Origin of the sequence: Nocardia sp. NPDC004568 (genome assembly GCF_040609955.1) — a bacterium.
Taxonomy (GTDB): Bacteria; Actinomycetota; Actinomycetes; order Mycobacteriales; family Mycobacteriaceae; genus Nocardia.
The window spans coordinates 36,832-62,399 of record NZ_JBEXLL010000004.1 but is presented as its reverse complement, the minus strand read 5'-3'; the positions used below and the strand labels follow the sequence as shown (position 1 = coordinate 62,399).

Genomic DNA, 25,568 nt, shown 5'->3' with positions numbered 1-25,568 from the left:
CGTCCGCCCGGCGGCGTTTCCTCAGGAGTCCGTATTGCGGTCCAGGACTTTGCCCGGCAACCAGCCGCCGCCCAGATGGGTCACCCGCCACCAGTCGATATCGATCACCAACGCGGTGACCGGCGTGGCGAAGAACGGTTCGATCTGCGGTTCTTTACGCAGCAGCGCCTGGAAGGTCTCGTCCTGGTCGGCCTGCGCGCGCAGGGTGACCGTGCCCAGGCCCTGGGCGAAGGGATCCGCGATCCCGCCCGGCACCACCTTCACGCCCACATTGGGGTTGGCCTTGAGCTGATCCAGGGTCCGGCCGCTGTTCTCCAGGATGAGGGTGAGGCGGAAGAGATCGTCGTCGAGGTTGGCGAAGAAGGCGCTGGTCGCCCAGTTGACGCCGTCTTTGGAGGTGGCCAGGTCGATACTGGAGTGACCGAGGACCTCGGTGAGTTTCGTGCGGATCTCGGTGGTGCTGACTGTGTCGGACATACGGAGCCTCCAACTGTTACGGCTGCCGTTCTCGGGCACGCCGGCTGGTGCGGTGAATGGGAAAGGGGCCGGACGCCCGGCCACGGAGACGGAGCCGAGGACGACCCGTGGTGCGGCGGTGCGTGCGGCAGTCGGTGGAAGAAACTCGCGGCCGGGTCCTGTTCGTCGGAACGTACGGTGGAAGCGGGCTGCCTCGGCGGGAACGGCCGGTTCCGGTTGACTGCGGACCACCCTATCGGGCGGCGCCCGATCCGTCCGGATGAGCACCACCACCGGTGAACAGGTGAAGCATTGGCGGCCAACGGCTTACGCGCGTTTCCGGTTCGATCGCGCCGATTCGCGCGGGGGTTGCCGCCGCCGGGCGGTCCGTCCGGTTCGACGCCGCGGGCCGGCCGGATACGCGCTATGCTGGAAACAACTCCAGTGGTACTCGCTCCTGCTGCCGATGCCCTCATCGGTGTCGTCTCCCAGGTCTTCGCGGTACAGGTGAAGCCGGACGTCGTGTCGTGGGGGAGTTTACGCAAGGAAACCTGATACCGCGTGCAAACAGGAAGATGGTACGGGTATGCGGCACTGTAGGATTCGATTCGCACGTTCGTGGCCGCCGATAGCCGCGCAGGTGCCGGTCCCGCCAGGAGCGGGCGCGTTACCGGAATATGCGCTTACCGGATAGTAGGATTGCCTGCCGACCGGTGCGGTTCGGCGGTGGCGGGCGCCGTACGACGCAGCACAGCACCAACTGGCCAGAGGCGACCATGACACACGAGCGAGACGATTCCGATATCCCGGATACGGCGGAAGCCGATCGCGGGCCGACCGTGTTGCGGATCTCGCTCGGTAGCAGATTGCGCCGTTTGCGGGAGGCATGCGGGATCAGCCGTGAGGACGCCGGTGATCACATCCGTGGTTCCCATGCCAAGATCAGCCGGCTCGAGCTGGGCCGGACCCGGTTCCGGGAGCGTGACCTGCTCGACCTGCTGAAGCTCTACGGGGTCGACGATCCGGAGAAGCTGGCCGTCTATGTGGATCTGATGAAGAAGGCGAACGATCCGGGGTGGTGGCAGCCGTTCAACGATGTGCTGCCGAACTGGTTCGAGAACTATATCGGCCTGGAGCAGGCCGCGACGACGATCCGCACCTACGAGGCCCAGTTCGTGCCGGGTCTGCTACAGACGGAGTCCTACGCCCGGTCGGTGATCACGCTCGGTAACGACGACGAGACCGAACGCCGGGTCGGTATGCGGATGCGCCGTCAGGACATCTTGAGCCGCGCCGCGGCGCCGACACTGTGGGCGGTCGTGGACGAGAACGCGCTGCGCCGCCCGATCGACGGCTATCCCGAATTGCGGGATCAGATCCAGCATCTGATCGCCGCCTCCGACCGGCCCAATGTCAAGATCCAGGTGCTGCCCTATTCGGTGGGCGGTCATCCGGCGGCCGGTGGTTCGTTCAGTATTCTCCGGTTCCCGGAGCCCGAGCTGCCGGACATGGTCTATATGGAGCAGCTCACCACCTCGCACTATCTGGAGAAGAAGCAGGACGTCGAGGTGTACATGACGGTGATGAACAAATTGAGCGTTATCGCGCTCACCCCGGGGGAGAGCCGGGATTATCTGCGTAAAGTCCTCTCCGAACTGCCCACCGAGTAGATCCCGGCGGCGGGGGAGGGTCATCCGCTCCGGTACGCGGGCCGCCCGGGGGGAGCGGCGAATCGACCGGTTTTTTCGCGCCACCCGACTTCTGAATCGGGCGCCTTGTGTTGCACCACCCAAGTAACCAGAAACAGCTGCTTGCAATCATGATACGTAGATATGCGCATCTTACTATGCGTTCCGGACGACCCCTCGAACCGAAAGAAAACCCGGACGCTCAGGATGGTAGGAAGGGGGCGTGGCCGCTACAGGTGAAAACTCGGGTTCTGCTCGTTCTCGTGCCGTGGCAGAGGTGGTGGAGCTGGTCAGTACGCTGATCCGGTTCGACACCTCCAACACCGGCGATCTCGCGACCACCAAGGGCGAACGAGAGTGTGCCGAATGGGTGGCGCGGCAACTGGAAGACGCCGGATACACCACCGAATACGTGGAATCGGGCGCGCCGGGCCGCGGCAATGTCTTCGCCCGGCTGCCCGGCGCCGACCCGAGCCGTGGTGCGCTACTGATGCACGGGCATCTCGATGTGGTGCCGGCGCAGGCGGCGGACTGGAGTGTGCACCCGTTCTCGGGCGCCGTGCAGGACGGTTACGTCTGGGGTCGCGGCGCCGTCGACATGAAGGACATGGTGGGGATGATGCTGGCGGTGGCCCGCCAGTTCAAGATCGAGGGGACGGTACCACCCCGGGATCTGGTCTTCGCCTTCCTCGCCGACGAGGAGAACGGGGGCAAATGGGGTTCGCATTGGCTGGTGGAGCACCGACCGGACCTCTTCGACGGTGTCACCGAGGCAGTGGGCGAGGTCGGTGGGTTCTCCCTGACCGTCCCGCGCCCGGACGGCGGTGAGCGGCGCCTCTATCTGGTGGAGACCGCGGAGAAAGGGCTCGGCTGGATGCGGTTGCGCGCGAAGGCGCGCGCGGGCCACGGCTCGTTCCTGCACGAGGACAATGCCGTCACCATTCTGGCGGCCGCGGTGGCACGTCTGGGCACCCATACGTTCCCGCTGGTCCTCTCCGATTCGGTGGCCGAGTTCCTGGCGGCCGTATCAGAGGAGTCCGGGCTGGAGTTCGATCCGGGTAGCCCCGATATCGAGGGCACGCTGGCCAAACTGGGGTCCATCTCCCGGATCATCGGCGCGACGCTGCGCGATACCGCCAACCCGACCATGTTGAACGCCGGGTACAAGGCGAATGTCATTCCGCAGACCGCGGAGGCGGTGGTGGACTGCCGGGTCGTCCCGGGCCGGCAGGCCGCGTTCGAACGCGAGGTCGACGAACTCATCGGTCCGGATGTCGAGCGGGAGTGGATCACCAAACTCGACTCCTACGAGACGACCTTCGACGGCCACCTGGTGGACGCGATGAACGACGCGATCCTGGCCCACGATCCGCAGGGACGGACCGTCCCCTACATGCTCTCCGGGGGCACGGACGCGAAAGCATTCGCGCATCTCGGTATCCGGTGTTTCGGGTTCGCGCCGCTGCGGTTGCCGCCGGAGCTGGATTTCGCGGCCCTGTTCCACGGTGTCGACGAGCGGGTTCCGGTGGAAGCGCTCGAATTCGGCACCGATGTGCTGGAACACTTCCTGTTGCACAGCTGAATCGATCCGAAAGAGGAGAAAATGGCCGACAACCCCTACGACGCCCTGCCTTCGGTCCCGTCGTTCACCCTGACCTCCGCCGACGTGTCCGACGGCGCGACCTTGGGAAACGCTCAGGTCAGCGGTGTCTTCGGCGCGGGCGGTGCGGATGTGTCGCCGCAGCTGAGCTGGTCGGGATTCCCGGCGGAGACCAAGAGTTTCGCGGTCACGGTATACGACCCCGACGCGCCGACCGCCTCCGGTTTCTGGCATTGGGCGGTGGCGGATATTCCGGCGTCGGTGACGGAGCTGGCGGCCGGCGCCGGGAGCGAGGGCGGCACCCTGCCGTCCGGCGCGGTGACTCTCCGTAACGACGGCGGGTTCGCGGGCTATGTCGGGGCGGCCCCGCCGGCCGGACACGGCCCGCACCGCTACTTCATCGTGGTGCACGCGGTGGATGTGGAGTCGCTGGGCGTGCCGCCGGAGGCTTCCCCGGCGTACCTCGGTTTCAATCTCTTCTCGCACACCCTGGCCCGGGCGATCCTGGTCGGAATTTACGAGCAGAAGTAGTACCGCGCCCGCATCGATGGCCCCGGCGTGTCCGCCGGGGCCATCGGCGTTCAGCGGGCTCGTACCTCGATGACGGTGCCGGGTGGCGAATCGGCGCAGAGTGCTTCGATCTGCGTCGCGTACTTCGCGGCGATCGGGGCGCGTTTGAGCGACATCTTCGGGGTGAGTTCGTCACCGCCGGGTTCCCAGACCGTATCGACGATGGTGAATCGTTTGATCTGTTCCACCCGCGACAGTTTCGTGTTCCCCGCTGCGACCGCCGCACGCACGTCCTCGATGATCTCGGGGCGTCGCGCCAGCTGCGCGATATCGGCTGCCGCGGCGTCGATCTCCTTGGCGCGCACCGCGGCCATATCCGCGTCGAGCACGATGAGCGCGGTGATGAACGGCTGCGCTTCGCCGAGCGCGACGACCTGGCCCACCAGTGAGGACGCTGCTTTGACGGCGTTCTCGATATTGCTCGGAGCGATGTTCTTGCCGCTCGCGTTGATGATCATCTCCTTCTTACGGTCGATGATCCGGAGGTAGCCGTCGGAGTCGAGGGCACCGATATCGCCGGTGTGCAGCCACCCCTGCGCGTCCAGTGCCTCCGCGGTTTTCTCGGGCATGCCCCGATAGCCGTGTGTGACGATCTCGCCGCGCACGAGGACTTCACCGTCGTCGGCGAGACGGAGTTCGACGCCGTCGACCGGCCGGCCCACCGAGCCGGGCCGGGGTCTGTCCAGTTCGGTGTAGGTGGCGACACCGCTGGTCTCCGACATACCCCAGACCTCGGAGACGCAGAATCCGAGGCCCAGGAAGAATTCGAGGGTTTCCGGTGGAATGGGTGCGGCCCCGGAGGACGCGACGCGCAACTCCGCGAGGCCGAGGGCCGCACGCACTTTGCCGAGGAGCAGCTTCTCGGCGACGCGGTGCCGGAGGCCGAGCAGCGGGCCGCGGCCGGTCCCGGCGAGATCGGCTCGGGCGGCGGCGATCCCGGTGGCCACGGCCCATTTCGCGATGGCTTTGCGGGCGCCGGTTTCGGCGGCCAGTTCGGCTTCGACGCCGCCTTTGATCTTCTGCCAGACCCGGGGCACCCCGAAGAACACCGTGGGACGGGCGTCCGGTAGCGCGGCGGCGATCTCCCGGGGGTCGGCGACGGTGGTGATCTGGATGCCGGTGACGAGGTTGATGGCGTGCCCGGAGATCCGGTCGGCGACATGTGCGGCGGGCAGGTAGGAGAGGGCACGGTCGTCGAGTCCGACGTCCATGGGGCCGCTGTTCAGCGCGATGATCTGAGCCAGCACATTGCGGTGGGTGAGTTCGACCCCCTTGGACGGGCCGGTGGTGCCGGAGGTGTAGATGACGGTGACCAGGTCGCCGGGTTCGACGGCCCGCCACGCGGCCTCGAAGTCGAAGTCGGGGTCGGGTGCGGCTTCCAGGTCAGCCAGCGCGGTGGTGCCGTCCGCGGGCCCGTCGACGAGGACGATGTGATCCAGCGGCACCCCCGCGTCGCGCACGGTGTCGAGGAACTGCTGTTCGGTGACGACGATCTTGTTCCGGGCGTTGGTGAAGGCATGCGCCACCTGCTCCGGGGAGCAGGTGTTGTAGACGGAGAACGGGGTGGCGCCGACGTGCAGGGCTGCCGTGTCGACGAGGTTGAATTCCGGCCGGTTCGTGAGCATCACGCCGAGGGTGTCGCCGCGGCCGAGGCCGAGTGCGGACAGCCCGGCGGCGATCACCCGGACCCGGTCGCCGTATTCGCGCCAGGTGATCTGCTGAGTGCCGCCGACGGTGCGCAGCGCGACCGAGTCGGGGCGCAGGGTGATGGTCTGTTGGAAGGCCGCAGGCACGGTGTCGACGAGGGCGCCCGTGCGGTGCCGGTAGACGATATCTGTGGTCATGTCCGATCCCGGTGCTGGGTGCCGCGGACCGGGTACCACCGGTTCCGCCGAGACGGTCACCGCGGCAGTGATGTGAATCACTATGTTACCGAGCGTTCGGCGTCCGGGGTGGGGATTGGCCTGCGTACGCGGCTTTCGCCGTCTCCGCGGGGTGCCGCCGCCGGATCGGCCGGTGGTGTTCAGACCGGGGAAGTGCTCAGCGGACCTCGTGGCTCGCGCGCTCGTTGGCACACGTAGGTATCAGTGACTCTCGGCAGTCAGTCGAATGATCCGATCCACCTCTTCGACGGTCGGCATCGTGCCGGGTATGTCCCCGGCAAAGGCTTGTGTCGCCACCATGGCGGCGGTTGCCCACGCGAAGTCGTGCTCGTCTGCGAAACGACGTTGTGTATTCGACCTTTGATGGTGGCCGCCCACTGACAGCAAACGATAGATGAGGGCGCCGACGAAGGCTGACCGTGAGCCGGGGATGTCTGTGAGTGCAGCAGCTTGCATGCGGGGGATGTCGAGTGTGAGCTGGTCGGAACGTACGGTGCATCCGAAGTCTTCGACAACGCATACGGCCCGGGCACCGAGCATTCGCAGCTGCTCGGCTATATGGGGACCGGAGCGAGCAGGCACCTCCGGAACGAGATAATCGAGCTCCCGGAGCGAGCCGACCAGATAGTCCACATAGGGCAGATAGCGGTAGAGGACCTGTGGAGAGTCCACCTTTGCAGACGTGACGAGTACCGGCGGACGGTCGGTCAGTGCTTGGACAGTGGCCAATGCCTGCTCGATTACCGGAAGCGGAGGCTCGAGAGTGATGAGAACGGCGTCGGAATCCATGATGGCCGACCGAACGAGTGGGGCGGTGAGCTCGGTGTCCGTCAACCGGATCCGATCATCGGTGCACGCAATTGTGCCGGTGATGCCGGTGCGACTCACGATCAACGCGGTGATCGGTGTGGCAGCCTTCGGAACGACCTTCACCAACGATGTGTCGATATTTTCGGACCGCAGGTAGTCGAGGATGCGTCGACCGCCCTCGTCATCTCCTACAGACGCAATGAATCTGACATCGATACCCAAGCGTGCCGCCGCAACGACACAATTGAGCCCCTTACCGCCCGGGTTCGCCGTGAAGCGCCCACGGGCGAAACCCCGGGCGTCGGGGATGGTCTCTACCTGGTAGACGTGGTCGATCACAGCATCGCCGATGACCGTAAGGGTCCCGGTGCCCGCTCGCGTGGGTATACGGCTGTATGGGTCGTCGATGTGAACTGCGCCGGTGACCAACAGCGCCGCCAGTGCTGTGAAAGCACGGCGTTCGGGAGCCGCGCGGAGTGAGCGCACCGTAGGAGCCGGTGGTATGGGGTCGGCGGCTGCCAGTTCGTGTAGCCGACGCCAGTGTGTAGAGAGGTATTCGCGGCGTGCGCCGAGATCCTGGGAGTAGAGCGCTGCGCGGTCGAGATCGGGCTCGTCTGTTCCTTCCAGTAGCCCGAGGGACAATTCGGCATCCGTGATCACACGGTGAGTGGGGGGCAATCGCCGCGCATGTTCGCGTACGACCGGCAGGACGGCCTGGAGCCGGGTTGTGCCGTGGTCTTCCGCGTATCGCCGGACGACGGGGAGATCGAGTAAGGGGTTGATGTCGATCTCGGTGGTCCGCAGTCTCTCCAGGCTGAGGCCCGAGCGCTTGCAGAGCCTGGTCAGGATATTGCGGATCGCGACGATTGCCGTGTCGTCGTGAGGAACCATATGGCTCGCCTTTCACCTGTCCGTTGCCGCTCAGGGGTTTCAGCACCGTCACTGATGGCAATAACCATAGTGCAAGGGGCGTTTGACATTCACATTGACCAGTGAGACGTCAAATGACAGACTTGAAAGAGAGTTTTCCCTCGATCCAGAGGACGGGAGGGCCTGGTGATCGCAGTGAGGAAATCCCGGGTCGGAGCACTTCGTCACGAGTCGCGACGAGGCGTGGGCCGTCTGAACACGGACCCCGAGCCTTCCTCTGCGCAGAAGCGCTGAGCATCCCCGTGACCCGATATTTCCGACGGCAGCGATGCCGTGCCGGCCGATTTTCCGGCCCGGTCTCGGTGCCGAGCCCCCTGAGGAGGCAGCTGTGACCATCCATATCACCGACTGGCTGATGACCAGCGGTATCTCCCCCGAATTCGCCGAACGCGTGCAGACCCGGCACGGTTCGTGGTGGCGGCTGAGCTGGCTGCCCGACCGTGACCTGTCGTTCGAGCAGGCCTATGCCGGGATGGCCGTGGACGAGGCCCTGTCCGATCCCGCGCTGGTGTACGACGAGACGGCGCTGGCCCGGGCCGCCGAGTCGGTGGATGTGCTGGGACTGGTGTGGGAACAGGTGGTCGTGCTACTGGCCACCCGGGTGGAGGCCCGGGCGCTGGAATCGCAGTACCTGCACGATCGGCTGCCGCCGGGGGCCGTCCCTCGCCGGGACGGTCCCGGTGCGCTCCGCAGCGGTTCCGCGGCGTGAGCGCTCGGCCCCGTCAGCGGTGTGCGGCGTGGCCGGCGCCCACGGCGTCGGCCAGACTGCGATAGCCGCCGGCCCGCAGCCGTGCCGCGATACCGCGGTGGATGCTCCGGGTCCACAACGGACCACCGTAGATGAAGCCGGTGTACCCCTGGAGCAGGGAAGCCCCGGCGAGAATTCGTTCCCACGCCTGTTCCGGGGTTTCGATCCCCCCGACGGAGACCAGCACCAGCCGGTCGCCGACCCGGGCGTAGAGCCGGCGCAGCACTTCCAGCGAGCGGTCGGCGACGGGGGGACCGGACAGCCCACCGGCCCCGATCGCGGCGACCGTGTCGGGGTCGCTGGCGAGCCCGGCCCGGCCGATGGTGGTATTGGTGGCGACGATACCGGCCACGCCGAGTTCCACCGCCAGGTCGGCGGCCGCGTCGATATCCTCGTCGGACAGGTCGGGGGCGATCTTCACCAGGACCGGGACGCGCACACTGTCGAGCACGGCGGTGAGGACGGGGCGCAGTGATTCCACGGCCTGCAGGTCCCGCAGTCCGGGGGTATTGGGCGAACTGACGTTGACGACCACGAAATCGGCGAGGGGGCCCAGCAGTCGCGCGCTGGTGGCGTAGTCCTCGGCGGCGTGGGCGGCGTCGACCACCTTCGTCTTGCCGATGTTCGCACCGGTCGGCACGGTCGTGTTCCGCCCGTGCAACCTGGCGGCCGCGGCTGCGGCGCCGTGGTTGTTGAAACCCATCCGGTTGATCAGTGCCCGATCCTCGGGCAGCCGGAACAGGCGCGGTTGCGGGTTGCCGGGCTGGGCGGCGGCGGTGACGGTACCGATCTCGGCGAATCCGAAGCCGAGCGCGCCCCAGGCGTCGACGCCGGTCGCGTCCTTGTCGAATCCGGCGGCCAGGCCCAGCGGGGCGGCGAACTCGACCCCGAACGCGGTGGTCCGCAGAATGGGATCGTTCACGCCGAACAGCCGGTGCAGCAGCGCTCTGGTGGGAGCGAACGCGGTAGCGGCGCGGATCACCCCGAACACGAGGTGGTGGATGCGTTCCGGCGGAACCAGGAACATGATCCGAAGCAGTAATCGATATAGCACGCTCATAGCTCCACGGAGTGCCCCGCGGGGCTGGTGAGGGCGGTTTTGCGGCGGCGCAGCAGGACGCGTCTGCTGCCGTCGGTGTAGGCGCGGACGCGCGAGAGTTCCCAGCCGCCGTATTCGGCCTGGATCGCCAACCGCATCGAGGCGGTGACCCGGGTGACGTCGGGCGGCAGGCGCAGCGGTATGTACTCGTAGTCGTCGCCGCTGGTTTCCCAGGTGGCCGGGAGCGTGGTGCGCGAGGTCGCTGCACGTCGAGTGGATGCCATCACTGCCCTCTCTTGCGCTGGTCCGCGGGGATGCGCTGCAGACCCGGTTCGGTCGCGGAGCCGATGTAGAGATCGCCGGTGGTGTCGTCGGCGGTCACCGCGTTCGGCTGCCGGATCGTCGGATACCGGCCCACCTCGCGCGGTGTTCCCGTCGACAGGTCGTAGCCGACGATCTCGTTGCTCTGCGTGCACGTCACCCATACGGTGTCAGAACGCCGGTCGTAGGCGAGTGCGTAAGGCGACGATCCTACCGGGTAGCGCTGACGCAGCACGAGTGGATCGGTGGTGAACACCAGGAGCTGGCCGCTGTCGGGATCGGTGACCACGACTCGGTTGTAGGAGGCTTCGACGAGGTTCACGGCCCCGGTGCCGGCCCGGAGCGCGAGGCCGAGCCGCTCGCCACCGGCGGCGATCTCGGTGAGCAGGGCCTGGCGGCGGTCCAGTACGGCGAGGGTGTCGCCGGTGAGGGCGATCGCGTCGGCGGACACCAGCCCGGACACGGTCTGCTGGACGCGGCCGTCGCGGTCGAGCAGGAGTACCCGGCCGTCGGCGGTACCGGCGATCAGGGTGCCGTCCGGGCGGGAGCGCACACTGTGCAGTGCGCCGTCGACGGGGATCCGGGTGACAGCGCGGGTCGCGGCGTCGATGCGCAGGATCGCGCCGTCGGCGGCCGCGAGGATCTCCCCGGCGGTGCCGGCGGCGATCGTGGTGGCCGGCTCCGGTAGCCGCACCTGATGGGTGGTGGGCGGCTCGGTGGCGGGGGTGAACACGGTGAGTGTGGTTCCGGCGGGGTCGAGGCCGGCGAGGTTTCCGCTGCCCGGGTCGCCGACCAGCGCGGTGAGGGGAGTCGGGGCCGGATCGACCCGGCCGGCGGGAGCGGTGGTGGCCGGCGGCGAGACCGCCGGTGTCGCCGGTTCGCGGGTGGGTACGTCGCCGGGGCCGGGCTCGCCGTCGCCCGAACAGCCGCTCAGTGCGACAGCGGCGGTGAGCAGTAACGCGGCGACGGTACCGCGTGGTCTCCGGCGCCGGACCCGGTGCTCTGTGTCCGGAATCGACCGATGCTGCATTCGATTATCTGATCACGACGGGGTTGGCGGCGGTGGCAGCGGGGTATGTGGGGTGTCGGCAGTCCGGCTCCGGTACGGGCCGGGTTAACGTACGGATCAGAGGGTGCGGAGGTCAGGAGTTTGACGATGCACGAGGTGCCGGGTTTTTCCGCCGACGAGGTGACCACGGGCCCGTTCGCGCACGGATTCGGTCGGACCGGGGACGGACGATCGTTCGCTTTCCGCACGGTGCGGGCGACGCTGCGCCTGGAGGTCTATCGGCCCGACCTCCATCCGGACGAGGTGCCCGGCCCCGAGGATGTGGTGGCGGTCGCGGAAACCCATGTGACGGATACCGATCTCGACGACACCCGCAGTGTCGTGGCCCTGGTGCGCGATCTGCTCCCTGCCGCCGAGCCGCCGCCGCGAGGCCGTAATGTTCCGACGGTGCGGGCGCTGCTGGCCCGGATCGGGTCGGTGATCGAAGGTATGCAGTGAATGATGGTATTCATGTCGTGATGCGGTACACATCTGTTTTCCGGCTGGTGCTCGGCGCGCGCACTGAATTTATGTCACTCGTCATTCTCCTCGCGGCGGCGGTTTCGGTGACCGCCTGTGGATCCGGGGTCGACGAAGAGGCGGTGGCGGCGGCGCGATCCTCGGCGAAGGCCGCGTTGTCCTCGTCCGCGTCGGCGACCTCGCGGGAACTCGCCTCTCGTGCGCTCCCGACGGCCGCCGAGCTGGACGGGCAGATCAAACGGGCATTGGATCCGGCGTTGCCGGATTCGGAGCGGACCGCGCTGATCGAGGACGGGGAGGCGTTCTCCCAGGCGATCCCCGATATGTACAAGGCGCTGCAGGACAATCCCCGGGCGGTGTACGGGGTCACCGACCCGGTGTTCGACAACCACGACGGTACGGTGACCGCGACCTTGCGACTGGACAAGGACGGCTCCGGGACCGCTGTGCGGACCACCGTGGTGCATTTCATCTATCTCGACGGCGCCTGGAAGCTCTCGCGGACCGATCTGTGCGGGATCCTGCGTTCGGCCGATTATCGAACCCCGGCGTGCGGTTAGGCGGCGGGCGCCCGGGGATGCGCACGGCGGAAACCCACCGGTGGGGTCGTTTCGTGTACCGGCACCGGGTCGCGGTGCTCGTACTCTTTCTGGCCCTGGTGGCGGTCTCGGGCCTGTACGGCCGGGATCTCCCGGACCGGCTGACCCAGGAGGGGTGGTTCGACGAGTCGAGCGAATCGGTGGCGGCCTCGAAACTGGCCGACGCGACCTTCGGCCGGGACACCGACAGTGATGTGGTCGCCCTCTACACCGCGCCACCGGGACGCACGGTGGACGATCCGCAGGTCCGGGCGGCGGTGACCACGCAGCTGGCCGGTCTGCTGCGCGACCATCCCGATCGCGTGCTGCGGATCGACAGCTACTGGGACAGCGCGCTGTCGGGGCAGTTCGCCGACGATTCCCGTACCCACGCCTTCGCCAGTATCGGGCTGCGCGGCGAGGGGTCGGCGACCGTCGACAACTATCAGGCGATCGTCGGCGACCTGGTGGCCGGCGGTTCCGGTACCGGGCCCGCCGGTACGACAGTGCAGTTGGCCGGCTTGCAGCCGGTCGTGGAGGGCATCAACACGGGGATGCAGGACGATATCCAGCGGGCCGAGATGATCGCGCTGCCGCTGGTGGCGATCCTGCTGTATTTCGTGTTCGGTGGCGTGGTGGCCGCTGTGCTGCCGGTGTTGATCGGCGGTATGACGATCCTGGGCACCCAGGGCATCATGCGGCTGCTCACCGGCTATATCGAGGTGAACGTTTTCGCCAGTGCCGTGGTGACGCTGGTGAGTCTGGGTCTGGCCATCGACTACGGCCTGTTCACGGTGACCCGGTTCCGGGAGGAGCTGGCCGCGGGCCGCGGCGTGGAGGAGGCGGTGGCGCGGACGGTCGCCACGGCGGGCCGCACGGTGCTGTTCTCGGCCGCGATCATCGCGGTCAGCCTGGGTGCGCTGTTGATCTTCCCGAACGGGGTGCTGCGGTCGGTGCCCTACGGCGGGATCAGTTCGGTGCTGCTGGCGGCGGTGTTGTCGGTGACCGCGTTACCGGCGATGCTGGCGATCGCGGGCCGCCGAATCGATCTGTGGCAGTGGCGGCGGTTCGCCCGGGCCAGTACCGAGGCCGAGATCGATCGCGGGCTCTTCTCCCGGCTGGCCGAGCGGTCGATGGCGCGGCCGTGGGCGGTGATCGTGCCGGTGGTACTGGGCCTGCTGCTGCTCATGGTGCCGTTCCGGCATATCGAGTTCGGGGGTCTGAGCGAGAAGTACCTGGCGGGGGACAATCCGGCACGGATGGCGCAGGAGAAGTTCGACACGCTGTTCCCCGGGTTCCGGACCGAACCGCTGCGCCTGGTCGTGACCGGCGCCGATGCCTCGCAGCTGAGCGATATCCGTCTGCAGGCCAATGCCACCCCCGGGCTCACGGGTCCGTTCGAGCCCGCCGCACCCACTCGCGACGGGATCAATGTGCTGGAGGCGGGCCTGGTCGACGATCGAGCCGCCGATACCGCGATCGCGGTGTTACGCGGTATCGAGGAACCCGACGGTGTGCGGGTGATGGTCGCGGGGGTGCCGGCGTTGGAACGCGACAGTATCCACGGCCTGCTCGACGGGCTGCCGTTGCTGGCTGCCGTGCTGGTGGCGGCGGCGCTGGCATTGATGTACGCGGCGTTCCGGTCGCTGATCCTGGCGGTGAAGGCGGTGGCGATGTCGGCACTGAGCCTGGGGGCCACGCTCGGCATCCTGACCTGGATGTTCGTGGAGGGGCACGGGGCGCGGTTGTTCGATTTCACGCCCGGTCCGCTGATGTTCGCGGTGCTGGTGCTGATCGTGACCGTGGTGTTCGGGCTCTCCACCGACTACGAGGTGTTCCTGCTGTCGCGGGTGGTGGAGGCACGTGCCGCGGGAGCGGACGCACCGGAGGCCATCCGCTACGGGATCGCGCACACCGGCGGGGTGATCACCTCGGCGGCGGCGATCCTCATCGTGGTGACCGGCGCGTTCGGTTTCTCGGAGCTGGTGATGATGAAGTACATCGCCTACGGCATGATCGCGGCCCTGGTGCTGGACGCGACGGTCATCCGGATGTTGCTGACCCCGGCTGTGCTGAAACTCGTCTGGCGACCCGGGCCGCGTGCCGCCCGGCCGGGCTGAGGCTCAGCCGCGTGCCGGACGGGCGGGCAGGACCAGTTGCGCGCCGGTGCCCGGATGGTCGAGCACTTCGACCGGGTACCGGTAGACGCGAGTGAGCAACTCACCGGTGAGAACCTCACGCGGCGGCCCGGCGGCCGCGACGCGTCCGTCGTCCAGGACGGCGACGCGGTCGGCGTAGGCGGCAGCGGAGGCCAGGTCGTGCAGGACCACCACCACCGCGGCACCGGCCGCGGCGCGATCCGCGGCGAGTGCGAGTACGGCTTCCTGATGCCCCAGGTCCAGCGCGGCGGTCGGTTCGTCCAGCAGCAGGGTCGCGGTGTCCTGGGCCAGCACCCGGGCCAGCGCGACCCGGGCCCGTTCCCCGCCGGACAGGCTCGGGAAGGACCGGCCGGCGAGGTGGGTGCTGTCGGTGGCGGCCATGGCGGCCGCGACGATCGCATCGTCGCGGTCGGCGTGTGGGGTGCGCTGCCAGGGTGCGCGACCCATGGCGACCACCTCCGCGGCGCTGAAGGGGAATCCGACCGTATGCGACTGGGGCAGTACCGCGCGGCGGCGGGCCATATCGACGGGTGTCCACCGGTCCAGCGGGTGGCCGTCGAGTTCGACGCTGCCCCGACCGGGGTCCAGTTCTCCCGCGAGTACCGCGAGCAGGGTCGATTTCCCGGCGCCGTTGGGCCCGACCAGGGCGACGACCTCCCCGGCGGCGACCTCGAAGTCGACGCCGTCGAGCACGCGCCGCGTCCCGCCGCCGCCCCCGTGCCGGTCCAGGGTGATGTCCCGGGCGCGTAGCGTGACGCTGCCGGGTTCCGGGGCGCCGGGCAGGTCGTGCCCGCGCCGTAGCAATGCGGTGAACCCGTCTCGCAGGGCGGTTGTCTGCGCGGTCATGCCCAGCCTCCCGCCCGGGCCCGGGTCCGGCGCAGCAGCCAGAAGAAGAACGGGGCGCCGATGAGCGAGGTGAGCATCCCCAGCGGCAGGTCGGCGTTGTCGACCAGGGAGCGGGCGGCGACATCGGCGCCGAGCAGCACAACGGCTCCGGTGACCGCGCTGACCGGCACCAGTGCCCGATGCCCGGGCCCGACGATCATTCGCACCACATGCGGGACGATCAGACCCACGAACAGGATGATGCCGGTGAAGGCGACGCCCGCGGTGGTCAGCACGGCGACGATCACGATCACCGTGCGCCGCAGCCGTTCCACGTCGACGCCGAGATGGCGGGCCGCGGATTCGCCGAGCGCGAGCAGGTCCAGCCGGGGCGCGACGAGGACCGCGGCGGCGATCCCCGCGACGGTCAGGACCGCGACGACCGTGACGGCGTCCCAGGTGGCGCCGTTGAGGCTGCCGAGTTGCCAGAACACGATCTGGTCGCGCGCCGCGGGCGAGGCGACGAACAACAGGAACGCGATGAGCCCGCCGGCGAACGCGTTGATCGCGACACCGGTGAGTACCAGGGTCACCACTTCGGTACGGCCGCCGGCCCGCGACAGCACGTAGACCAGCGCGGTGGTGAACAGTCCGGCGGCGAACGCGGCCGCCGCGACCGACCAGGCGGCCACGAAGGCCCCGCCGAACACGATCACCGTCCCGGCCCCCACCGCGGCGCCCGAGGACACCCCGATGACGCCGGGCTCGGCGAGCGGATTGGCGAAGACACCCTGGAGCAGCGCACCGGCGGTGGCCAGGGCGGCGCCCACCAGGATCGCCAGGACCACGCGCGGGAACCGGACCTCCCACAGCGTGACCTCCCCGGCCGGGTGCGCCGGCAGCGGACCCCAGTCCAGCCCGACCCGGTGCGCGACACTGCCGGCGACCTCGGCGGGCGTGGTGGGGACCTGCCCGATGGCGGCGGAAGCCAGGGCCAGGACCACCAGCGCCCCGGCGGCGACGGTGAAGGCGAGGACCGCGCGGCGACGTGGGTGGCCGGTGGCCGGGGGCGCGGGTGGCTTCTCCAGCGCGACGGTCATGGAGCGGCCCACGGCATGATCGAGGGCCCTCTGCGGTGGTGCCGCGTCGCCGCCTGCGGTCCCGACCGGCTCATGCGCCGGTCCGGCCGTACACGGCGTCGGACAGCGCGGAGATGACCCGGCCGGTATTGGGCCCGAACGACAGCAGCACCGCGTCGGACATGTCGACGATCCGTTTGTTGCGGCCCGCCGGTGTCTGCGCGATCCCGGGGATCCGGACGATTCCGTCGACACCGCCGATCGATTCCATCCCGTCGGTCATGACCAGGAGGACATCCGGGGCGGCGGCGATCATGGCTTCGCTGGTGATGGCGGTGAACGGTTCGGTCAGCCCGGCCTGCTGCCCGGCGTCCTCGGCGCCGAGCGCGGCGATGAGCGCGTCGGCGCCGGAACCCGGCCCGGCCAGCATGGTGATCGCGCTGGAGCGCAGGTACAGGAACGCGATCCGCAACCGTGGATCCGGGACGGGTACCGCGGCGGAGGCGGCCGCGATCTCGTCGCTGGTCCGGCGGCCGAGTTCCTGACCGCGCTGCGGCACGCCGAGGGCAGCGGCGACCGCCTCGATCTGCGGGACGACCCCCTCCATGGTGCGTTCCGGATCGAAGTAGACGACGGCGATCCCGGTGGCGCGCAACTGTTCCCGGACCGCCGGGGACGCGCTGGTGGTGTCGGTGAGGAACACACTGGGCCGCAACGCCAGAATCGATTCCACGTTCAGCGCGCCGTTGCCGCCCGTGACGTTCGGCAGGTGCGCGACGGCCGGGAACGCCGCCGCGGTGCTGCGACCGACCAGGTTCTCGCCCAGCCCCAGCGCCCAGACGATCTGGGCGAGGGTGCCGTACCGATCGGCGGCGACGATCCGGCTCGCGTCGGTGACCGTCACATCGGTGCCGTCGAAGGAGCGGACGGTCGCCGGCAGGACCGGGGTGGGCGGGGGAGTGATCGGTACCGGGTCCAGGTCGTCGAGGACCGCGGTGGCCGGGCCCTGCTGGGTGGTGGCGCCGGCGGGTTCGGGGCTGTCGCAGGCGGCGGTGAGTACGAGCAGGCCCGCCGCGAGTCCTGCCAGCAGTGCGCGCGCCCGTCCGGAGCGGACCCGGTGATACCTCATGAAGGCAAGGCTAATCCGTGCGGGTGGGTCCGGTGCTCGCCCGCCCCGCACTACGGGGTGGAGCTCACATCGTCGAGGGCGGCGGCGATCGCTCGCGGCAGTTCCAGTGTTTCGGCGGCCAGTACTCCGGTGAGCTGACCCATATCGCGGGCGCCGACGAGCATGCTCGCGACCCCGGGCCGGTCCCGCACCCACGCCAGCGCGACCGCGAGCGGGGAGGTGGCCAGCCCGTCGGCGGCGGTGACCAGCGCGTCCACCACGGCGGTGGCCCGGTCGTCGTCGAGGCGGCCGCGGATCTCGGCGGCGGTGGCCTCGTCGGCGGCGCGGGAGTCGGCCGGGACGCCGTCGCGGTACTTCCCGGTGAGGATCCCGCCCGCCAGCGCGGCGGTGGCCACCAGGCCCGCGCCGTGGTGCGCGGCGGCCGGGACCGTATCGTCCTCCGCGCCTCGGGTGAGCAGCGAATACGGGGTCTGTACGGCGGTGATCGGGCTGACCGCGGCCAGGCTGGCCAGCTGCCAGGCGGTGAAGCCGCGGACCCCGGCGTAGCGGGTGCGCCCGGAACTGATCGCGTATTCCAGGGTGGCGGCGATCTCGCCGAGCGGGGTACTCGGGTCCCAGGCGGTGATCTGCCACAGATCCAGATGGTCGGTGCCCAGTTCGAGCAGGGTACGGTCCAGCTGCCGCAGCAGGCTGCGGCGTGAGCAGTCGACCGTGATCCGCGCCTGCCCGGGCGGTGGCGGTTCGCTGCCCGGGGGCACCGCCGGCAGCTGCGGTACCAGACCCGCGCCGGCGCACAGGACGAGCTCGTCGCGGGAGACCAGATCGCCGAGAAGGTCGGCGAGGATCCGTTGCGCGGCCCCGCCGGCATAGGCGGGGGAGGTGTCGACGAGGGTGCCGCCGGATTCGGCGAACGCGATCAGTTGCGCGGCGGCGGTATCGGGGTCGGTGTGGCTGCCCCAGGTATGGGTGGCCAGCCCGATCCGGGAAACCCGCAGCCCGCTGCGGCCGACGGTGCGCTGTTCCATCACCGGGTCTCCGCGTCCGGCATGAGCGGGCCGGGACCGGAGGCGGTAGCGAAGCGTGACCACGGAGGGCCCTCGCTCATGCCCGGAAGACACTGCACGGTTCGACAAATCCTCACGGCGCCCAGCCTAGAGCGTGTTCGCGCGGAGGCGGTCCGGGACGAACGGTCCGCTCGGCGTGTCCGCCGCACAGCGGCCGCCGCGCGGGGCCCTGGGCGGGCACTGTAGGGTCGCTGCCGGTCGTCGCCGTGCCCGGATGCGGCCGGGGTGCCGTAAGACCGAAGGCGGAGCGGGTTTTCGGCGTTGTACAGGAGGATGTGTGGTTGGCGAGTCGATGACCTGGGTGCAGGCGTTGGTGCTCGGGTTGGTGCAGGGTCTGACGGAGTTCCTGCCGGTGTCGTCGTCGGGTCATCTGCGGATCGTGTCCTCGTTGTTCTTCGGCGACGACGCGGGCGCGTCGTTCACCGCGGTGACCCAGCTCGGTACCGAGGCCGCGGTGCTGTTGTTCTTCGCCAAGGACATCTGGCGCATCGTGCGGGTCTGGTGCACCACGGTGTTCGAGAAGCTCACCGCGCGATCCCGGGAGAACGTGCCGGTCAGCGAGATGGTGACCACGAAACTTCCGGTGGTCACCGGAAGCGGTCCGGCCGGGTACGACCCGGGCGCCGAGGCGCAGCGCGAACTCGATTACCGGATGGGGTGGTATGTGATCATCGCCACCATCCCGATCGGCGTGCTGGGGCTGGTGTTCAAGGATCAGATCCGCACCGGCGCACGGAACCTGTGGCTGGTGGCCATCATGCTGATCGTCTTCGCGCTGGTGATCGCGGCGGCCGAACACTTCGGCCCGAAACAGCGTCCACTCGAACAGCTCACCACCCGCGACGGGTTGGTGATGGGCTTCGCGCAATGCCTGGCGTTGATCCCCGGGGTGTCCCGGTCGGGCGCGACCTCCAGCGCGGGCCTGTTCCTGGGGCTGAAACGGGAGGCGGCGGTACGGTTCTCGTTCCTGCTGGCGATCCCGGCGGTCACCGCGTCCGGACTGTTCAGTCTTCCCGACGCTTTCGAGCCCGCGGGGGAGGGGCTCAACGCCTCGGGTGCCCAGTTGCTGGTGGCGACCCTGGTGTCGTTCGTGGTGGGTTACGCGTCGGTGGCCTGGCTGCTGCGGTTCGTGGCGAAGCATTCGTTCTACTGGTTCGTCGGCTACCGGATCGTGCTCGGTGTCGTGCTCATCGGTCTGCTCGCGGGCGGGGTCGTTTCGGCCACATGACCGGCACAGACGACGCTGCCACACCGGTCGGTTCCGGGTTCGCCGCAGGTGCGGCCGGGCGGAGCACCGGAAGTGTCCCGGCCGGGTGCGGACTTGCGGGTGAGCTCCCCCCGACCGCGCCCATTAGGCTGGCCGCATGACGGTGATCCTGCTGCGACACGGTGTGTCGACCTCCAATACCGGCGGCACGCTCGCCGGCCGCAGTCCCGGTGTGGAACTCACCGACCGCGGTGGCGAACAGGCCCGGACCGTCGCAGACCGGCTCGCGGGCCTGCCGATTTCGCGGATCGTGACCTCACCGCTGCTGCGCTGCCAGCGCACCGTGTCGCCGCTGGCCGCCGAACTCGGCCTGGAACCGGTGGTCGACGACCGCCTCGCCGAGGTCGACTACGGCGAATGGACCGGGCGCCGGATCCAGGACCTGCTGCAGGAGCCGCTGTGGCAGGTGGTGCAGCGGCATGCCTCGGCGGCGGTGTTCCCCGGCGGCGAGGGGCTGGCCCAGGTGCAGGCGCGGGCGGTGTCGGCCATCCGCGAACACGATCGCGCCCTGGCCGAACTGCACGACGGGGACCGGTTGTGGGTGGCGTGCACCCATGGTGATGTGATCAAGGCGGTGCTCGCGGACGCGCTCGGCATCCATCTCGACGGATTCCAGCGGATCATGGTCGAGCCCGCCTCGCTCAGCGTTGTCCGCTACACCCGCACCGCGCCGTTCGTCACGCGGATGAACGACACCGGTGCGGACCTCTCCGGTCTGGCTCCCACGCCGAAGGCCGAGTCCGGTACATCCGGACCCGTGCCCGGCGGGGAGATCGGGGCGGGAAGGAAAGACGGATAATGGGTATGCCCGATACCGGCGAACGCGCCACCTCTCGGCGGCATCGGGCGAATCGGCGTCCGCGCCGGGATACGGCGCAGCGGGGTACCGCAGCCGAACAGGGTCACGTATCAGGAGGTGCATGTGTCACGCGCAATCCATGTTTTCCGCACCCCCGAACGTTTCGTCGCCGGAACTGTCGGTGAGCCGGGCGATCGCGCGTTCTACCTGCAGGCGGTGGAGGAACCCCGGGTGGTGAGTGTGCTGCTGGAGAAGCAGCAGGTGAAGGTTCTCGCCGACCGGATGGGTCTGCTGCTCGACGAGGTGGCACGGCGATTCGGTGCCGAGGTGCCGCCGCAGGCCGATCAGGTCAACGACAACGCGCCGCTGGTCACGCCCATCGATGCGGAGTTCCGGGTGGGCACCATGGGGCTCGGCTGGGATGCCGACGCGGGTGCGGTGGTCGTCGAATTGCTGGCGATCACCGAGACCGAGGTGGACGAATCGGTGGTCCTCGACGACACCGACGAGGGCCCGGACGCGGTCCGGGTGTTCCTCACTCCCGATCAGGCGCGGGAATTCGCGCTGCGGTCCACCCGGGTGATCGCGGCCGGGCGGCCGCCGTGCCCCCTGTGCGGGGAACCGCTGTCCGCGCGTGGGCACATGTGTGTGCGTACCAACGGGTACAAGCGCGGTGAACTGTTCGGCGCGAACGATCTGGAGGAATGACCGTGCCCGGCACCGTGGACGCGCTGCGCGCAGGTGAACTGACGGTGCTGGGCCGGGTGGGGGTCGCCAGCAATGTGACCCTGGTCTGTGATCTCGCCACCGGTGACGGCGATCTGCGGGTGGTCTACAAGCCGGTCCGCGGTGAGCAGCCGCTGTGGGATTTCCCGGACGGGACCCTGGCCGGGCGTGAGGTGGCGTCGTATCTGATCTCCGAGGCGCTGGGCTGGACGGTGATCCCGGAAACGGTGTTACGGGACGGACCCTACGGTCCGGGGATGGTGCAGCGTTGGATCACCACCCGGGAGCCGCGCGAACCGGCCGGCACCCGGCTGGATCTGATCGATCTGTGCCCGCCCGAGCGGGTGCCGGACGGTTTCCGGGAGGTGCTGCGCGCCTACGACGGAGCCGGGGACGAGGTCTCGCTGGTGCACGCCGACGATCCGAGGTTGCAGCGGATGGCGGTGCTGGATGTGCTGCTGAACAATGCCGACCGCAAAGGCGGGCACGCCCTGGAATCGGCGGACGGCGAGGTGTACGGCGTGGACCACGGGATCTGCCTGCACCAGGAGAACAAACTGCGCACCGTGCTGTGGGGGTGGGCCGGGGAGCCGATACCGGCGGATCTGCTCGCCGATATCGCCGCGTTCGCCGAAACCCTGCCCGGCGAACTCGCCGACCGGCTGGCCGACCATCTCACCGACGCCGAGATCGATGCCCTGCTGCGCCGGGCCAAGCGCCTGCTCGACGAGCCGGTGCTGCCCTTCCCGGAGACGTCGCGCCCCATTCCGTGGCCCGCCTTCTGACGCGGCGCCGGATTCGCTCTCTCTGAAGGCAACGGTTGTCTTCTCGCCGCGGCCACGTCCGCGCAGGTCAACGGACCGCGAGCGAGCACGGTCGCGGCACGCGCGGCGGGGTGGTCGGGGCGCGGCGTGTCGCGACCTCTACTCTCGAAGGTATGCAGTCCTGGTCCGACACCCCGATCCCCGCGGTCCCCGGAACAGGGCCACCGTTGCGGTTGCACGACACCGCCGACTCCTGTATCCGCCCGGTGACCCCGGGCAATACAGCCACCATGTACGTCTGCGGGATCACCCCGTACGACGCCACCCATCTCGGCCATGCCGCCACCTATCTGACCTTCGACCTGGTGAACCGGGTGCTGCGCGACGCCGGTCACGAGGTGCACTACGTACAGAACGTCACCGATGTCGACGATCCGCTGTTCGAGCGGGCGGACCGGGACGGCGTGGACTGGCGGGACCTGGGCACCGGCGAGATCGAACTGTTCCGCGAGGACATGGCGGCGCTGCGGGTGCTGCCGCCGCGGGAGTACGTGGGCGCGATCGAATCGGTGGAGGAGGTCGTCGAGCTGGTCGGCAAGCTGCTGGCCTCCGGCGCCGCCTACACGGTCGAGGACACGCAGTACCCCGATATCTATTTCCGTACCGACGCCACCGAGCAGTTCGGGTACGAATCGGGCTATGACCGCGCCACCATGGAACGCCTGTTCGCCGAACGCGGCGGCGATCCGGATCGGCCGGGCAAGCGTGATCCGCTGGACGCCCTGCTGTGGCGGGCCGAACGCCCGGGGGAACCGTCGTGGCCCTCGCCGTTCGGGCCGGGCCGGCCCGGCTGGCATATCGAATGCGCGGCGATCGCGGTGAACCGGCTGGGTACCGAGTTCGATATCCAGGGCGGCGGCAGCGATCTGATCTACCCCCATCACGAGTACTCCGCCGCCCACGGTGAGGCATTGGCCGCGGGCCGGCGCTTCGCCCGCCATTACGTGCATACCGGCATGATCGGGCTGGACGGGGAGAAGATGTCCAAGTCCAAGGGCAATCTGGTCCTGGTGTCGAAACTACGCGCCCGGGGCGTGGACCCGTCGCTGATCCGGCTGGGCCTGTTCGCCGGCCACTACCGCGCGGACCGGATGTGGACCGACAGCGTGCTCACCGAGGCCGAAGCGCGGCTGCGGCACTGGCGGCAGGCCGCCGCGGTGGCCGCCGCGCCGCCGGCCGCCGAGACCATCGCCCGGCTGCGCACCCATCTCGCCGACGATCTCGACACTCCGTCGGCGCTCGCGGCGCTCGACGCCTGGGCGCACGCCGCCCTGGAATACGGTGGCGCCGACCCGGCCGCGGGCGCGGATATCACCGCGGCGGTCGACGCGCTGCTCGGCGTACGGCTGCGCTGACCGGGGCGCGGCGAGTGTTCGACCGCGGGCACACGAGCTTTCGGATTACGGTGGTCCGGCCGCGCGGGTGGTGACCTTTCGCCACTCTCGGCCGGACCGGGCCGCTCATGGGGTACTGTTCGATCCTCGAAATCCCCACCCGTTCACCGAAGAGATCGGCGCCGCATGTCTCGTATCGTCAGTAAGGACAACTACTTCGACACCGGCCTGGAAGTTCTGTCCGAGCTCGGTTTCCGGCACCTCAACATCGGCGTGCTGTGCCGGCGGCTCGGGGTGACCAGCGGATCGTTCTATCACCATTTCGGGAGCTGGCAGTCGTATGTGGATGCGCTGCTGGACCATTGGGAGAACCGGCAGGTGTTGATCCTGCGCACCCTGAACTTCGATCCGTCCACACCCGACGAGGCCATCCGCGCCCTGTCGGATCTGACGCTGGGCCTGCATCATCGGGCGGAGGCGGCGATCCGGGCGTGGGCGGCGAACGACGAAGCGGTGGGGGTGGCGCTCAAACGGGTCGACGAGTCCCGGCGCCGCACCGTCCGCAAGACGATCACGAGTGTGGTGGGCGACGAGCGGATCGCCGCTGTGGACACCGAACTCGGGATGGCCCTGCTGATCGGATATCAGCAGATGGTGGCGGCCGGTCAGCAGGTGTGCCTGGAAGAGCTCCTCGGCGAGTACGCGCGGCTGGTCTATTCCCATGTCCGCCGCCCGGCCGTGAACGGCTAGCGATACCGGTTCCCGCCCGCGCGGCTATTTCAAGACGAGTAGCGCCGCCCGTTCGAGCCGGTCGGCGATATCGGCGTACGACTCGTAGCCCATACCCGCGCGTACCAGAGCGCCCGCATAGAGCAATTCCAGCGATTCCACGGTTTCGGGGTCGGCTTCGGGCGCCAGGGCCCGGGTGATGCGCTCCCGGATCTCCATACCGATGCGGGTCCGCAGATGCTGGACATCGGGATCCCGGCCCAGCAGTGCGCTCGTCACCGCCCCGGACAGCTCCTGCTCGTCGGCCACCAGCAGGGCGATACCGCGCAGTTCGGCCAGGACCCGCACGGTAGGGTCGGCGTCGTGGCTGACCGGGCTCTGCGAGGACCGGATCCGGCGCCAGAAGATCTCCGCGACCAGATGCTCCTTGGAGGAGAAGTACGTGTAGGCGGTCGCGGTGCCCACGCCTGCGGCGGTGGCGACCATCCGGATGGTCAGTCCGGCGAAACCTTCCCGGGCCAGCACTTCCATCGCGGCTCTGGTGAGTTTGTCCACGGTGTCCGCCTGCTTGCCGCTCAAGCGCCGCCGAGTGGCCTCGAGAATTCTGGAATCGCCTTCGGACATGTGTCTAGATAGTAGTGTCGGTCGGGTGCCGGATCAACCGACGCCCAGTCCACGGGCGGTGAAGTAATGTCGGTCACCACCGCGACCCGCTATCCGGAAGAGAGCCCTCACCTCAGATGACGCGATACCTCCGCCTTCGCTGCGGCCGCCGCGGACCGCATGTACCTGCTTCGAAGGAGGCGCGATGACCCTGCCGGCCACCGACCAGCAGCTGACCGACGAGCAACTGTTCGACCATGCCCGCCGGGCCACCGGATTCATGCCGGAGGAGGAGGGACGCGCGCTGCACGCCGCGGCGGTGCGGTACTGCCGCGGCGGGGTGATCACCGAGATCGGTACCTACTGCGGGAAGTCGGCGATCCTGCTCGGTGCCGCGGCGCGCGCGCAGGGCGGGGTCGTCTTCACCGTGGACCACCATCACGGCTCCGAGGAACACCAGCCCGGCTGGGAATACCACGACACCTCCCTGGTCGACCCGGTCACCGGCCTGTTCGACACCCTGCCCCGGTTCCGGCACACCATCGACTCCGCGGGCCTGTCCGACACCGTCATCGCGATCGTCGGCACCTCCGCGCGGGTAGCCGCCACCTGGCGCACCCCGATCGAGTTCCTGTTCATCGACGGCGGCCACACCGAAGAAGCCGCCGACCGTGACTACCGCGGCTGGACCAGATGGGTGGTCCCCGGCGGCGGACTGGCCATCCACGATGTTTTCCCCGATCCGGCCGACGGTGGCCAGGCCCCCTACGGCATCTACCGGCGGGCGATCGACAGCGGCGAATTCCGTGAGGTCTCGGTCACCGATTCGCTTCGGATACTGGAGCGGGTCCGGCCGGGCGCACCCTCCTGACGCCCGTG

The 25,568-nt window shown here is 69.0% G+C and carries 26 protein-coding genes; 15 read left to right on the top strand and 11 right to left on the bottom strand.

The window, feature by feature from the left end:
• Positions 1 to 21 precede the first annotated feature (21 nt).
• Complete coding sequence (locus ABZV91_RS03235; protein ID WP_355234627.1) at positions 22 to 477, bottom strand: hypothetical protein; 456 nt, start codon at positions 475 to 477, stop codon at positions 22 to 24.
• Positions 478 to 882: 405 nt separating this feature from the next.
• On the opposite strand from ABZV91_RS03235, the gene ABZV91_RS03230 reads away from it, so the two are divergent.
• From ABZV91_RS03230 to ABZV91_RS03215, 4 genes are all read left to right on the top strand, one after another.
• Complete coding sequence (locus ABZV91_RS03230) at positions 883 to 1,011, top strand: hypothetical protein (RefSeq protein WP_281218515.1); 129 nt, start codon at positions 883 to 885, stop codon at positions 1,009 to 1,011.
• Between the two features lie 221 nt (positions 1,012 to 1,232).
• Positions 1,233 to 2,126, top strand: coding sequence for a helix-turn-helix transcriptional regulator (locus ABZV91_RS03225; RefSeq protein WP_355234624.1), 894 nt, complete (start codon positions 1,233 to 1,235; stop codon positions 2,124 to 2,126).
• Between the two features lie 241 nt (positions 2,127 to 2,367).
• The gene (locus ABZV91_RS03220; protein ID WP_355234621.1) at positions 2,368 to 3,726 is read left to right on the top strand and encodes a M20/M25/M40 family metallo-hydrolase; all 1,359 of its coding nucleotides are present in this window, start codon (positions 2,368 to 2,370) and stop codon (positions 3,724 to 3,726) included.
• Between the two features lie 21 nt (positions 3,727 to 3,747).
• A complete protein-coding gene (locus ABZV91_RS03215) occupies positions 3,748 to 4,275 on the top strand; it encodes a YbhB/YbcL family Raf kinase inhibitor-like protein (protein WP_355234618.1) in 528 nt (175 codons plus the stop codon).
• Between the two features lie 50 nt (positions 4,276 to 4,325).
• Here the strand turns inward: ABZV91_RS03215 and ABZV91_RS03210 are convergent, their stop codons facing one another.
• Both ABZV91_RS03210 and ABZV91_RS03205 read right to left on the bottom strand, forming a co-directional pair.
• Entirely contained in the window at positions 4,326 to 6,158 is a 1,833-nt protein-coding gene (locus tag ABZV91_RS03210) for a long-chain fatty acid--CoA ligase (RefSeq protein WP_355234615.1), read from the bottom strand.
• A gap of 240 nt (positions 6,159 to 6,398) precedes the next feature.
• Positions 6,399 to 7,898 carry a carbohydrate kinase family protein gene (locus ABZV91_RS03205; RefSeq protein WP_355234612.1) on the bottom strand — a complete coding sequence of 500 codons (1,500 nt, stop codon included), beginning with the start codon at positions 7,896 to 7,898 and terminating at the stop codon, positions 6,399 to 6,401.
• 367 nt (positions 7,899 to 8,265) lie between these two features.
• On the opposite strand from ABZV91_RS03205, the gene ABZV91_RS03200 reads away from it, so the two are divergent.
• The gene (locus ABZV91_RS03200) at positions 8,266 to 8,646 is read left to right on the top strand and encodes a hypothetical protein (protein ID WP_355234609.1); all 381 of its coding nucleotides are present in this window, start codon (positions 8,266 to 8,268) and stop codon (positions 8,644 to 8,646) included.
• A gap of 13 nt (positions 8,647 to 8,659) precedes the next feature.
• Here ABZV91_RS03200 and ABZV91_RS03195 read toward each other — a convergent pair whose 3' ends face one another.
• From ABZV91_RS03195 to ABZV91_RS03185, 3 genes are read right to left on the bottom strand one after another with little or no spacing between them, the layout of a single operon-like run.
• A complete protein-coding gene (locus ABZV91_RS03195; protein WP_355234606.1) occupies positions 8,660 to 9,745 on the bottom strand; it encodes a quinone-dependent dihydroorotate dehydrogenase in 1,086 nt (361 codons plus the stop codon).
• Positions 9,742 to 10,008: a DUF5703 family protein gene (locus ABZV91_RS03190; protein WP_030520000.1), complete on the bottom strand. Its 267-nt coding sequence runs from the start codon at positions 10,006 to 10,008 to the stop codon at positions 9,742 to 9,744. Before ABZV91_RS03190 ends, ABZV91_RS03195 begins: the two co-directional genes overlap by 4 nt.
• The gene (locus ABZV91_RS03185; protein ID WP_355234602.1) at positions 10,008 to 11,075 is read right to left on the bottom strand and encodes a hypothetical protein; all 1,068 of its coding nucleotides are present in this window, start codon (positions 11,073 to 11,075) and stop codon (positions 10,008 to 10,010) included. The genes ABZV91_RS03190 and ABZV91_RS03185 overlap by 1 nt, the downstream gene beginning before the upstream one ends.
• A gap of 126 nt (positions 11,076 to 11,201) precedes the next feature.
• Here ABZV91_RS03185 and ABZV91_RS03180 point away from each other — a divergent pair, with 126 nt between their 5' ends.
• The 3 genes from ABZV91_RS03180 to ABZV91_RS03170 all read left to right on the top strand — a co-directional run bounded on the left by ABZV91_RS03180 (position 11,202) and on the right by ABZV91_RS03170 (position 14,271).
• A complete protein-coding gene (locus tag ABZV91_RS03180; RefSeq protein WP_063127126.1) occupies positions 11,202 to 11,552 on the top strand; it encodes a hypothetical protein in 351 nt (116 codons plus the stop codon).
• Between the two features lie 71 nt (positions 11,553 to 11,623).
• The gene (locus ABZV91_RS03175) at positions 11,624 to 12,133 is read left to right on the top strand and encodes a hypothetical protein (protein WP_355234598.1); all 510 of its coding nucleotides are present in this window, start codon (positions 11,624 to 11,626) and stop codon (positions 12,131 to 12,133) included.
• A gap of 17 nt (positions 12,134 to 12,150) precedes the next feature.
• Positions 12,151 to 14,271, top strand: a complete 2,121-nt coding sequence (locus tag ABZV91_RS03170; protein ID WP_355234595.1) for an MMPL family transporter — start codon at positions 12,151 to 12,153, stop codon at positions 14,269 to 14,271.
• A gap of 3 nt (positions 14,272 to 14,274) precedes the next feature.
• Here the strand turns inward: ABZV91_RS03170 and ABZV91_RS03165 are convergent, their stop codons facing one another.
• The 4 genes from ABZV91_RS03165 to ABZV91_RS03150 form a co-directional block, all read right to left on the bottom strand.
• On the bottom strand, positions 14,275 to 15,156 hold the full coding sequence (locus ABZV91_RS03165) for a heme ABC transporter ATP-binding protein (protein ID WP_355234592.1): 882 nt from the start codon (positions 15,154 to 15,156) through the stop codon (positions 14,275 to 14,277).
• Positions 15,153 to 16,235, bottom strand: a complete 1,083-nt coding sequence (locus ABZV91_RS03160) for an iron ABC transporter permease (RefSeq protein ID WP_355234589.1) — start codon at positions 16,233 to 16,235, stop codon at positions 15,153 to 15,155. The genes ABZV91_RS03165 and ABZV91_RS03160 overlap by 4 nt, the downstream gene beginning before the upstream one ends.
• A gap of 70 nt (positions 16,236 to 16,305) precedes the next feature.
• Entirely contained in the window at positions 16,306 to 17,343 is a 1,038-nt protein-coding gene (locus tag ABZV91_RS03155) for an ABC transporter substrate-binding protein (protein WP_355234586.1), read from the bottom strand.
• 50 nt (positions 17,344 to 17,393) lie between these two features.
• Positions 17,394 to 18,368, bottom strand: a complete 975-nt coding sequence (locus ABZV91_RS03150) for an aldo/keto reductase (RefSeq protein ID WP_355234583.1) — start codon at positions 18,366 to 18,368, stop codon at positions 17,394 to 17,396.
• Positions 18,369 to 18,621: 253 nt separating this feature from the next.
• Between ABZV91_RS03150 and ABZV91_RS03145 the strand changes: the two genes are divergently transcribed.
• From ABZV91_RS03145 to ABZV91_RS03120, 6 genes are all read left to right on the top strand, one after another.
• Positions 18,622 to 19,635 carry an undecaprenyl-diphosphate phosphatase gene (locus ABZV91_RS03145; RefSeq protein WP_355234580.1) on the top strand — a complete coding sequence of 338 codons (1,014 nt, stop codon included), beginning with the start codon at positions 18,622 to 18,624 and terminating at the stop codon, positions 19,633 to 19,635.
• Positions 19,636 to 19,771: 136 nt separating this feature from the next.
• On the top strand, positions 19,772 to 20,473 hold the full coding sequence (locus ABZV91_RS03140; protein WP_355234577.1) for a histidine phosphatase family protein: 702 nt from the start codon (positions 19,772 to 19,774) through the stop codon (positions 20,471 to 20,473).
• A gap of 123 nt (positions 20,474 to 20,596) precedes the next feature.
• Positions 20,597 to 21,181 carry a DUF3090 domain-containing protein gene (locus ABZV91_RS03135; RefSeq protein ID WP_030519989.1) on the top strand — a complete coding sequence of 195 codons (585 nt, stop codon included), beginning with the start codon at positions 20,597 to 20,599 and terminating at the stop codon, positions 21,179 to 21,181.
• Complete coding sequence (locus ABZV91_RS03130; protein WP_355234574.1) at positions 21,178 to 21,984, top strand: SCO1664 family protein; 807 nt, start codon at positions 21,178 to 21,180, stop codon at positions 21,982 to 21,984. Before ABZV91_RS03135 ends, ABZV91_RS03130 begins: the two co-directional genes overlap by 4 nt.
• Positions 21,985 to 22,136: 152 nt before the next feature.
• A complete protein-coding gene (gene mshC / locus ABZV91_RS03125) occupies positions 22,137 to 23,378 on the top strand; it encodes a cysteine--1-D-myo-inosityl 2-amino-2-deoxy-alpha-D-glucopyranoside ligase (protein ID WP_355234571.1) in 1,242 nt (413 codons plus the stop codon).
• A gap of 165 nt (positions 23,379 to 23,543) precedes the next feature.
• A complete protein-coding gene (locus tag ABZV91_RS03120) occupies positions 23,544 to 24,107 on the top strand; it encodes a TetR/AcrR family transcriptional regulator (RefSeq protein ID WP_355234568.1) in 564 nt (187 codons plus the stop codon).
• Positions 24,108 to 24,131: 24 nt separating this feature from the next.
• Here the strand turns inward: ABZV91_RS03120 and ABZV91_RS03115 are convergent, their stop codons facing one another.
• A complete protein-coding gene (locus ABZV91_RS03115) occupies positions 24,132 to 24,710 on the bottom strand; it encodes a helix-turn-helix domain-containing protein (protein WP_355234565.1) in 579 nt (192 codons plus the stop codon).
• A gap of 184 nt (positions 24,711 to 24,894) precedes the next feature.
• On the opposite strand from ABZV91_RS03115, the gene ABZV91_RS03110 reads away from it, so the two are divergent.
• Positions 24,895 to 25,560 (top strand): class I SAM-dependent methyltransferase, encoded by a 666-nt coding sequence (locus ABZV91_RS03110; protein WP_355234562.1) that lies wholly within the window; start codon positions 24,895 to 24,897, stop codon positions 25,558 to 25,560.
• Positions 25,561 to 25,568: the final 8 nt, after the last annotated feature.

What these genes read in the sequence shown, in the direction of transcription:
- ABZV91_RS03160 (WP_355234589.1), bottom strand. Translation starts at nt 16,235, where the DNA reads ATGACCGTCGCGCTGGAGAAGCCACCCGCGCCCCCGGCCACCGGCCAC.
- ABZV91_RS03195 (WP_355234606.1), bottom strand. Translation starts at nt 9,745, where the DNA reads ATGAGCGTGCTATATCGATTACTGCTTCGGATCATGTTCCTGGTTCCG.
- ABZV91_RS03205 (WP_355234612.1), bottom strand. Translation starts at nt 7,898, where the DNA reads ATGGTTCCTCACGACGACACGGCAATCGTCGCGATCCGCAATATCCTG.
- ABZV91_RS03150 (WP_355234583.1), bottom strand. Translation starts at nt 18,368, where the DNA reads ATGGAACAGCGCACCGTCGGCCGCAGCGGGCTGCGGGTTTCCCGGATC.
- ABZV91_RS03170 (WP_355234595.1), top strand. Translation starts at nt 12,151, where the DNA reads ATGCGCACGGCGGAAACCCACCGGTGGGGTCGTTTCGTGTACCGGCAC.
- ABZV91_RS03120 (WP_355234568.1), top strand. Translation starts at nt 23,544, where the DNA reads ATGTCTCGTATCGTCAGTAAGGACAACTACTTCGACACCGGCCTGGAA.
- ABZV91_RS03110 (WP_355234562.1), top strand. Translation starts at nt 24,895, where the DNA reads ATGACCCTGCCGGCCACCGACCAGCAGCTGACCGACGAGCAACTGTTC.
- ABZV91_RS03165 (WP_355234592.1), bottom strand. Translation starts at nt 15,156, where the DNA reads ATGACCGCGCAGACAACCGCCCTGCGAGACGGGTTCACCGCATTGCTA.
- ABZV91_RS03145 (WP_355234580.1), top strand. Translation starts at nt 18,622, where the DNA reads ATGCGGCCGGGGTGCCGTAAGACCGAAGGCGGAGCGGGTTTTCGGCGT.
- ABZV91_RS03155 (WP_355234586.1), bottom strand. Translation starts at nt 17,343, where the DNA reads ATGAGGTATCACCGGGTCCGCTCCGGACGGGCGCGCGCACTGCTGGCA.
- ABZV91_RS03130 (WP_355234574.1), top strand. Translation starts at nt 21,178, where the DNA reads ATGACCGTGCCCGGCACCGTGGACGCGCTGCGCGCAGGTGAACTGACG.
- ABZV91_RS03235 (WP_355234627.1), bottom strand. Translation starts at nt 477, where the DNA reads ATGTCCGACACAGTCAGCACCACCGAGATCCGCACGAAACTCACCGAG.
- ABZV91_RS03115 (WP_355234565.1), bottom strand. Translation starts at nt 24,710, where the DNA reads ATGTCCGAAGGCGATTCCAGAATTCTCGAGGCCACTCGGCGGCGCTTG.
- ABZV91_RS03215 (WP_355234618.1), top strand. Translation starts at nt 3,748, where the DNA reads ATGGCCGACAACCCCTACGACGCCCTGCCTTCGGTCCCGTCGTTCACC.
- ABZV91_RS03190 (WP_030520000.1), bottom strand. Translation starts at nt 10,008, where the DNA reads ATGGCATCCACTCGACGTGCAGCGACCTCGCGCACCACGCTCCCGGCC.
- ABZV91_RS03225 (WP_355234624.1), top strand. Translation starts at nt 1,233, where the DNA reads ATGACACACGAGCGAGACGATTCCGATATCCCGGATACGGCGGAAGCC.
- ABZV91_RS03210 (WP_355234615.1), bottom strand. Translation starts at nt 6,158, where the DNA reads ATGACCACAGATATCGTCTACCGGCACCGCACGGGCGCCCTCGTCGAC.
- ABZV91_RS03230 (WP_281218515.1), top strand. Translation starts at nt 883, where the DNA reads ATGCTGGAAACAACTCCAGTGGTACTCGCTCCTGCTGCCGATGCCCTC.
- ABZV91_RS03140 (WP_355234577.1), top strand. Translation starts at nt 19,772, where the DNA reads ATGACGGTGATCCTGCTGCGACACGGTGTGTCGACCTCCAATACCGGC.
- ABZV91_RS03185 (WP_355234602.1), bottom strand. Translation starts at nt 11,075, where the DNA reads ATGCAGCATCGGTCGATTCCGGACACAGAGCACCGGGTCCGGCGCCGG.
- mshC (WP_355234571.1), top strand. Translation starts at nt 22,137, where the DNA reads ATGCAGTCCTGGTCCGACACCCCGATCCCCGCGGTCCCCGGAACAGGG.
- ABZV91_RS03180 (WP_063127126.1), top strand. Translation starts at nt 11,202, where the DNA reads ATGCACGAGGTGCCGGGTTTTTCCGCCGACGAGGTGACCACGGGCCCG.
- ABZV91_RS03175 (WP_355234598.1), top strand. Translation starts at nt 11,624, where the DNA reads ATGTCACTCGTCATTCTCCTCGCGGCGGCGGTTTCGGTGACCGCCTGT.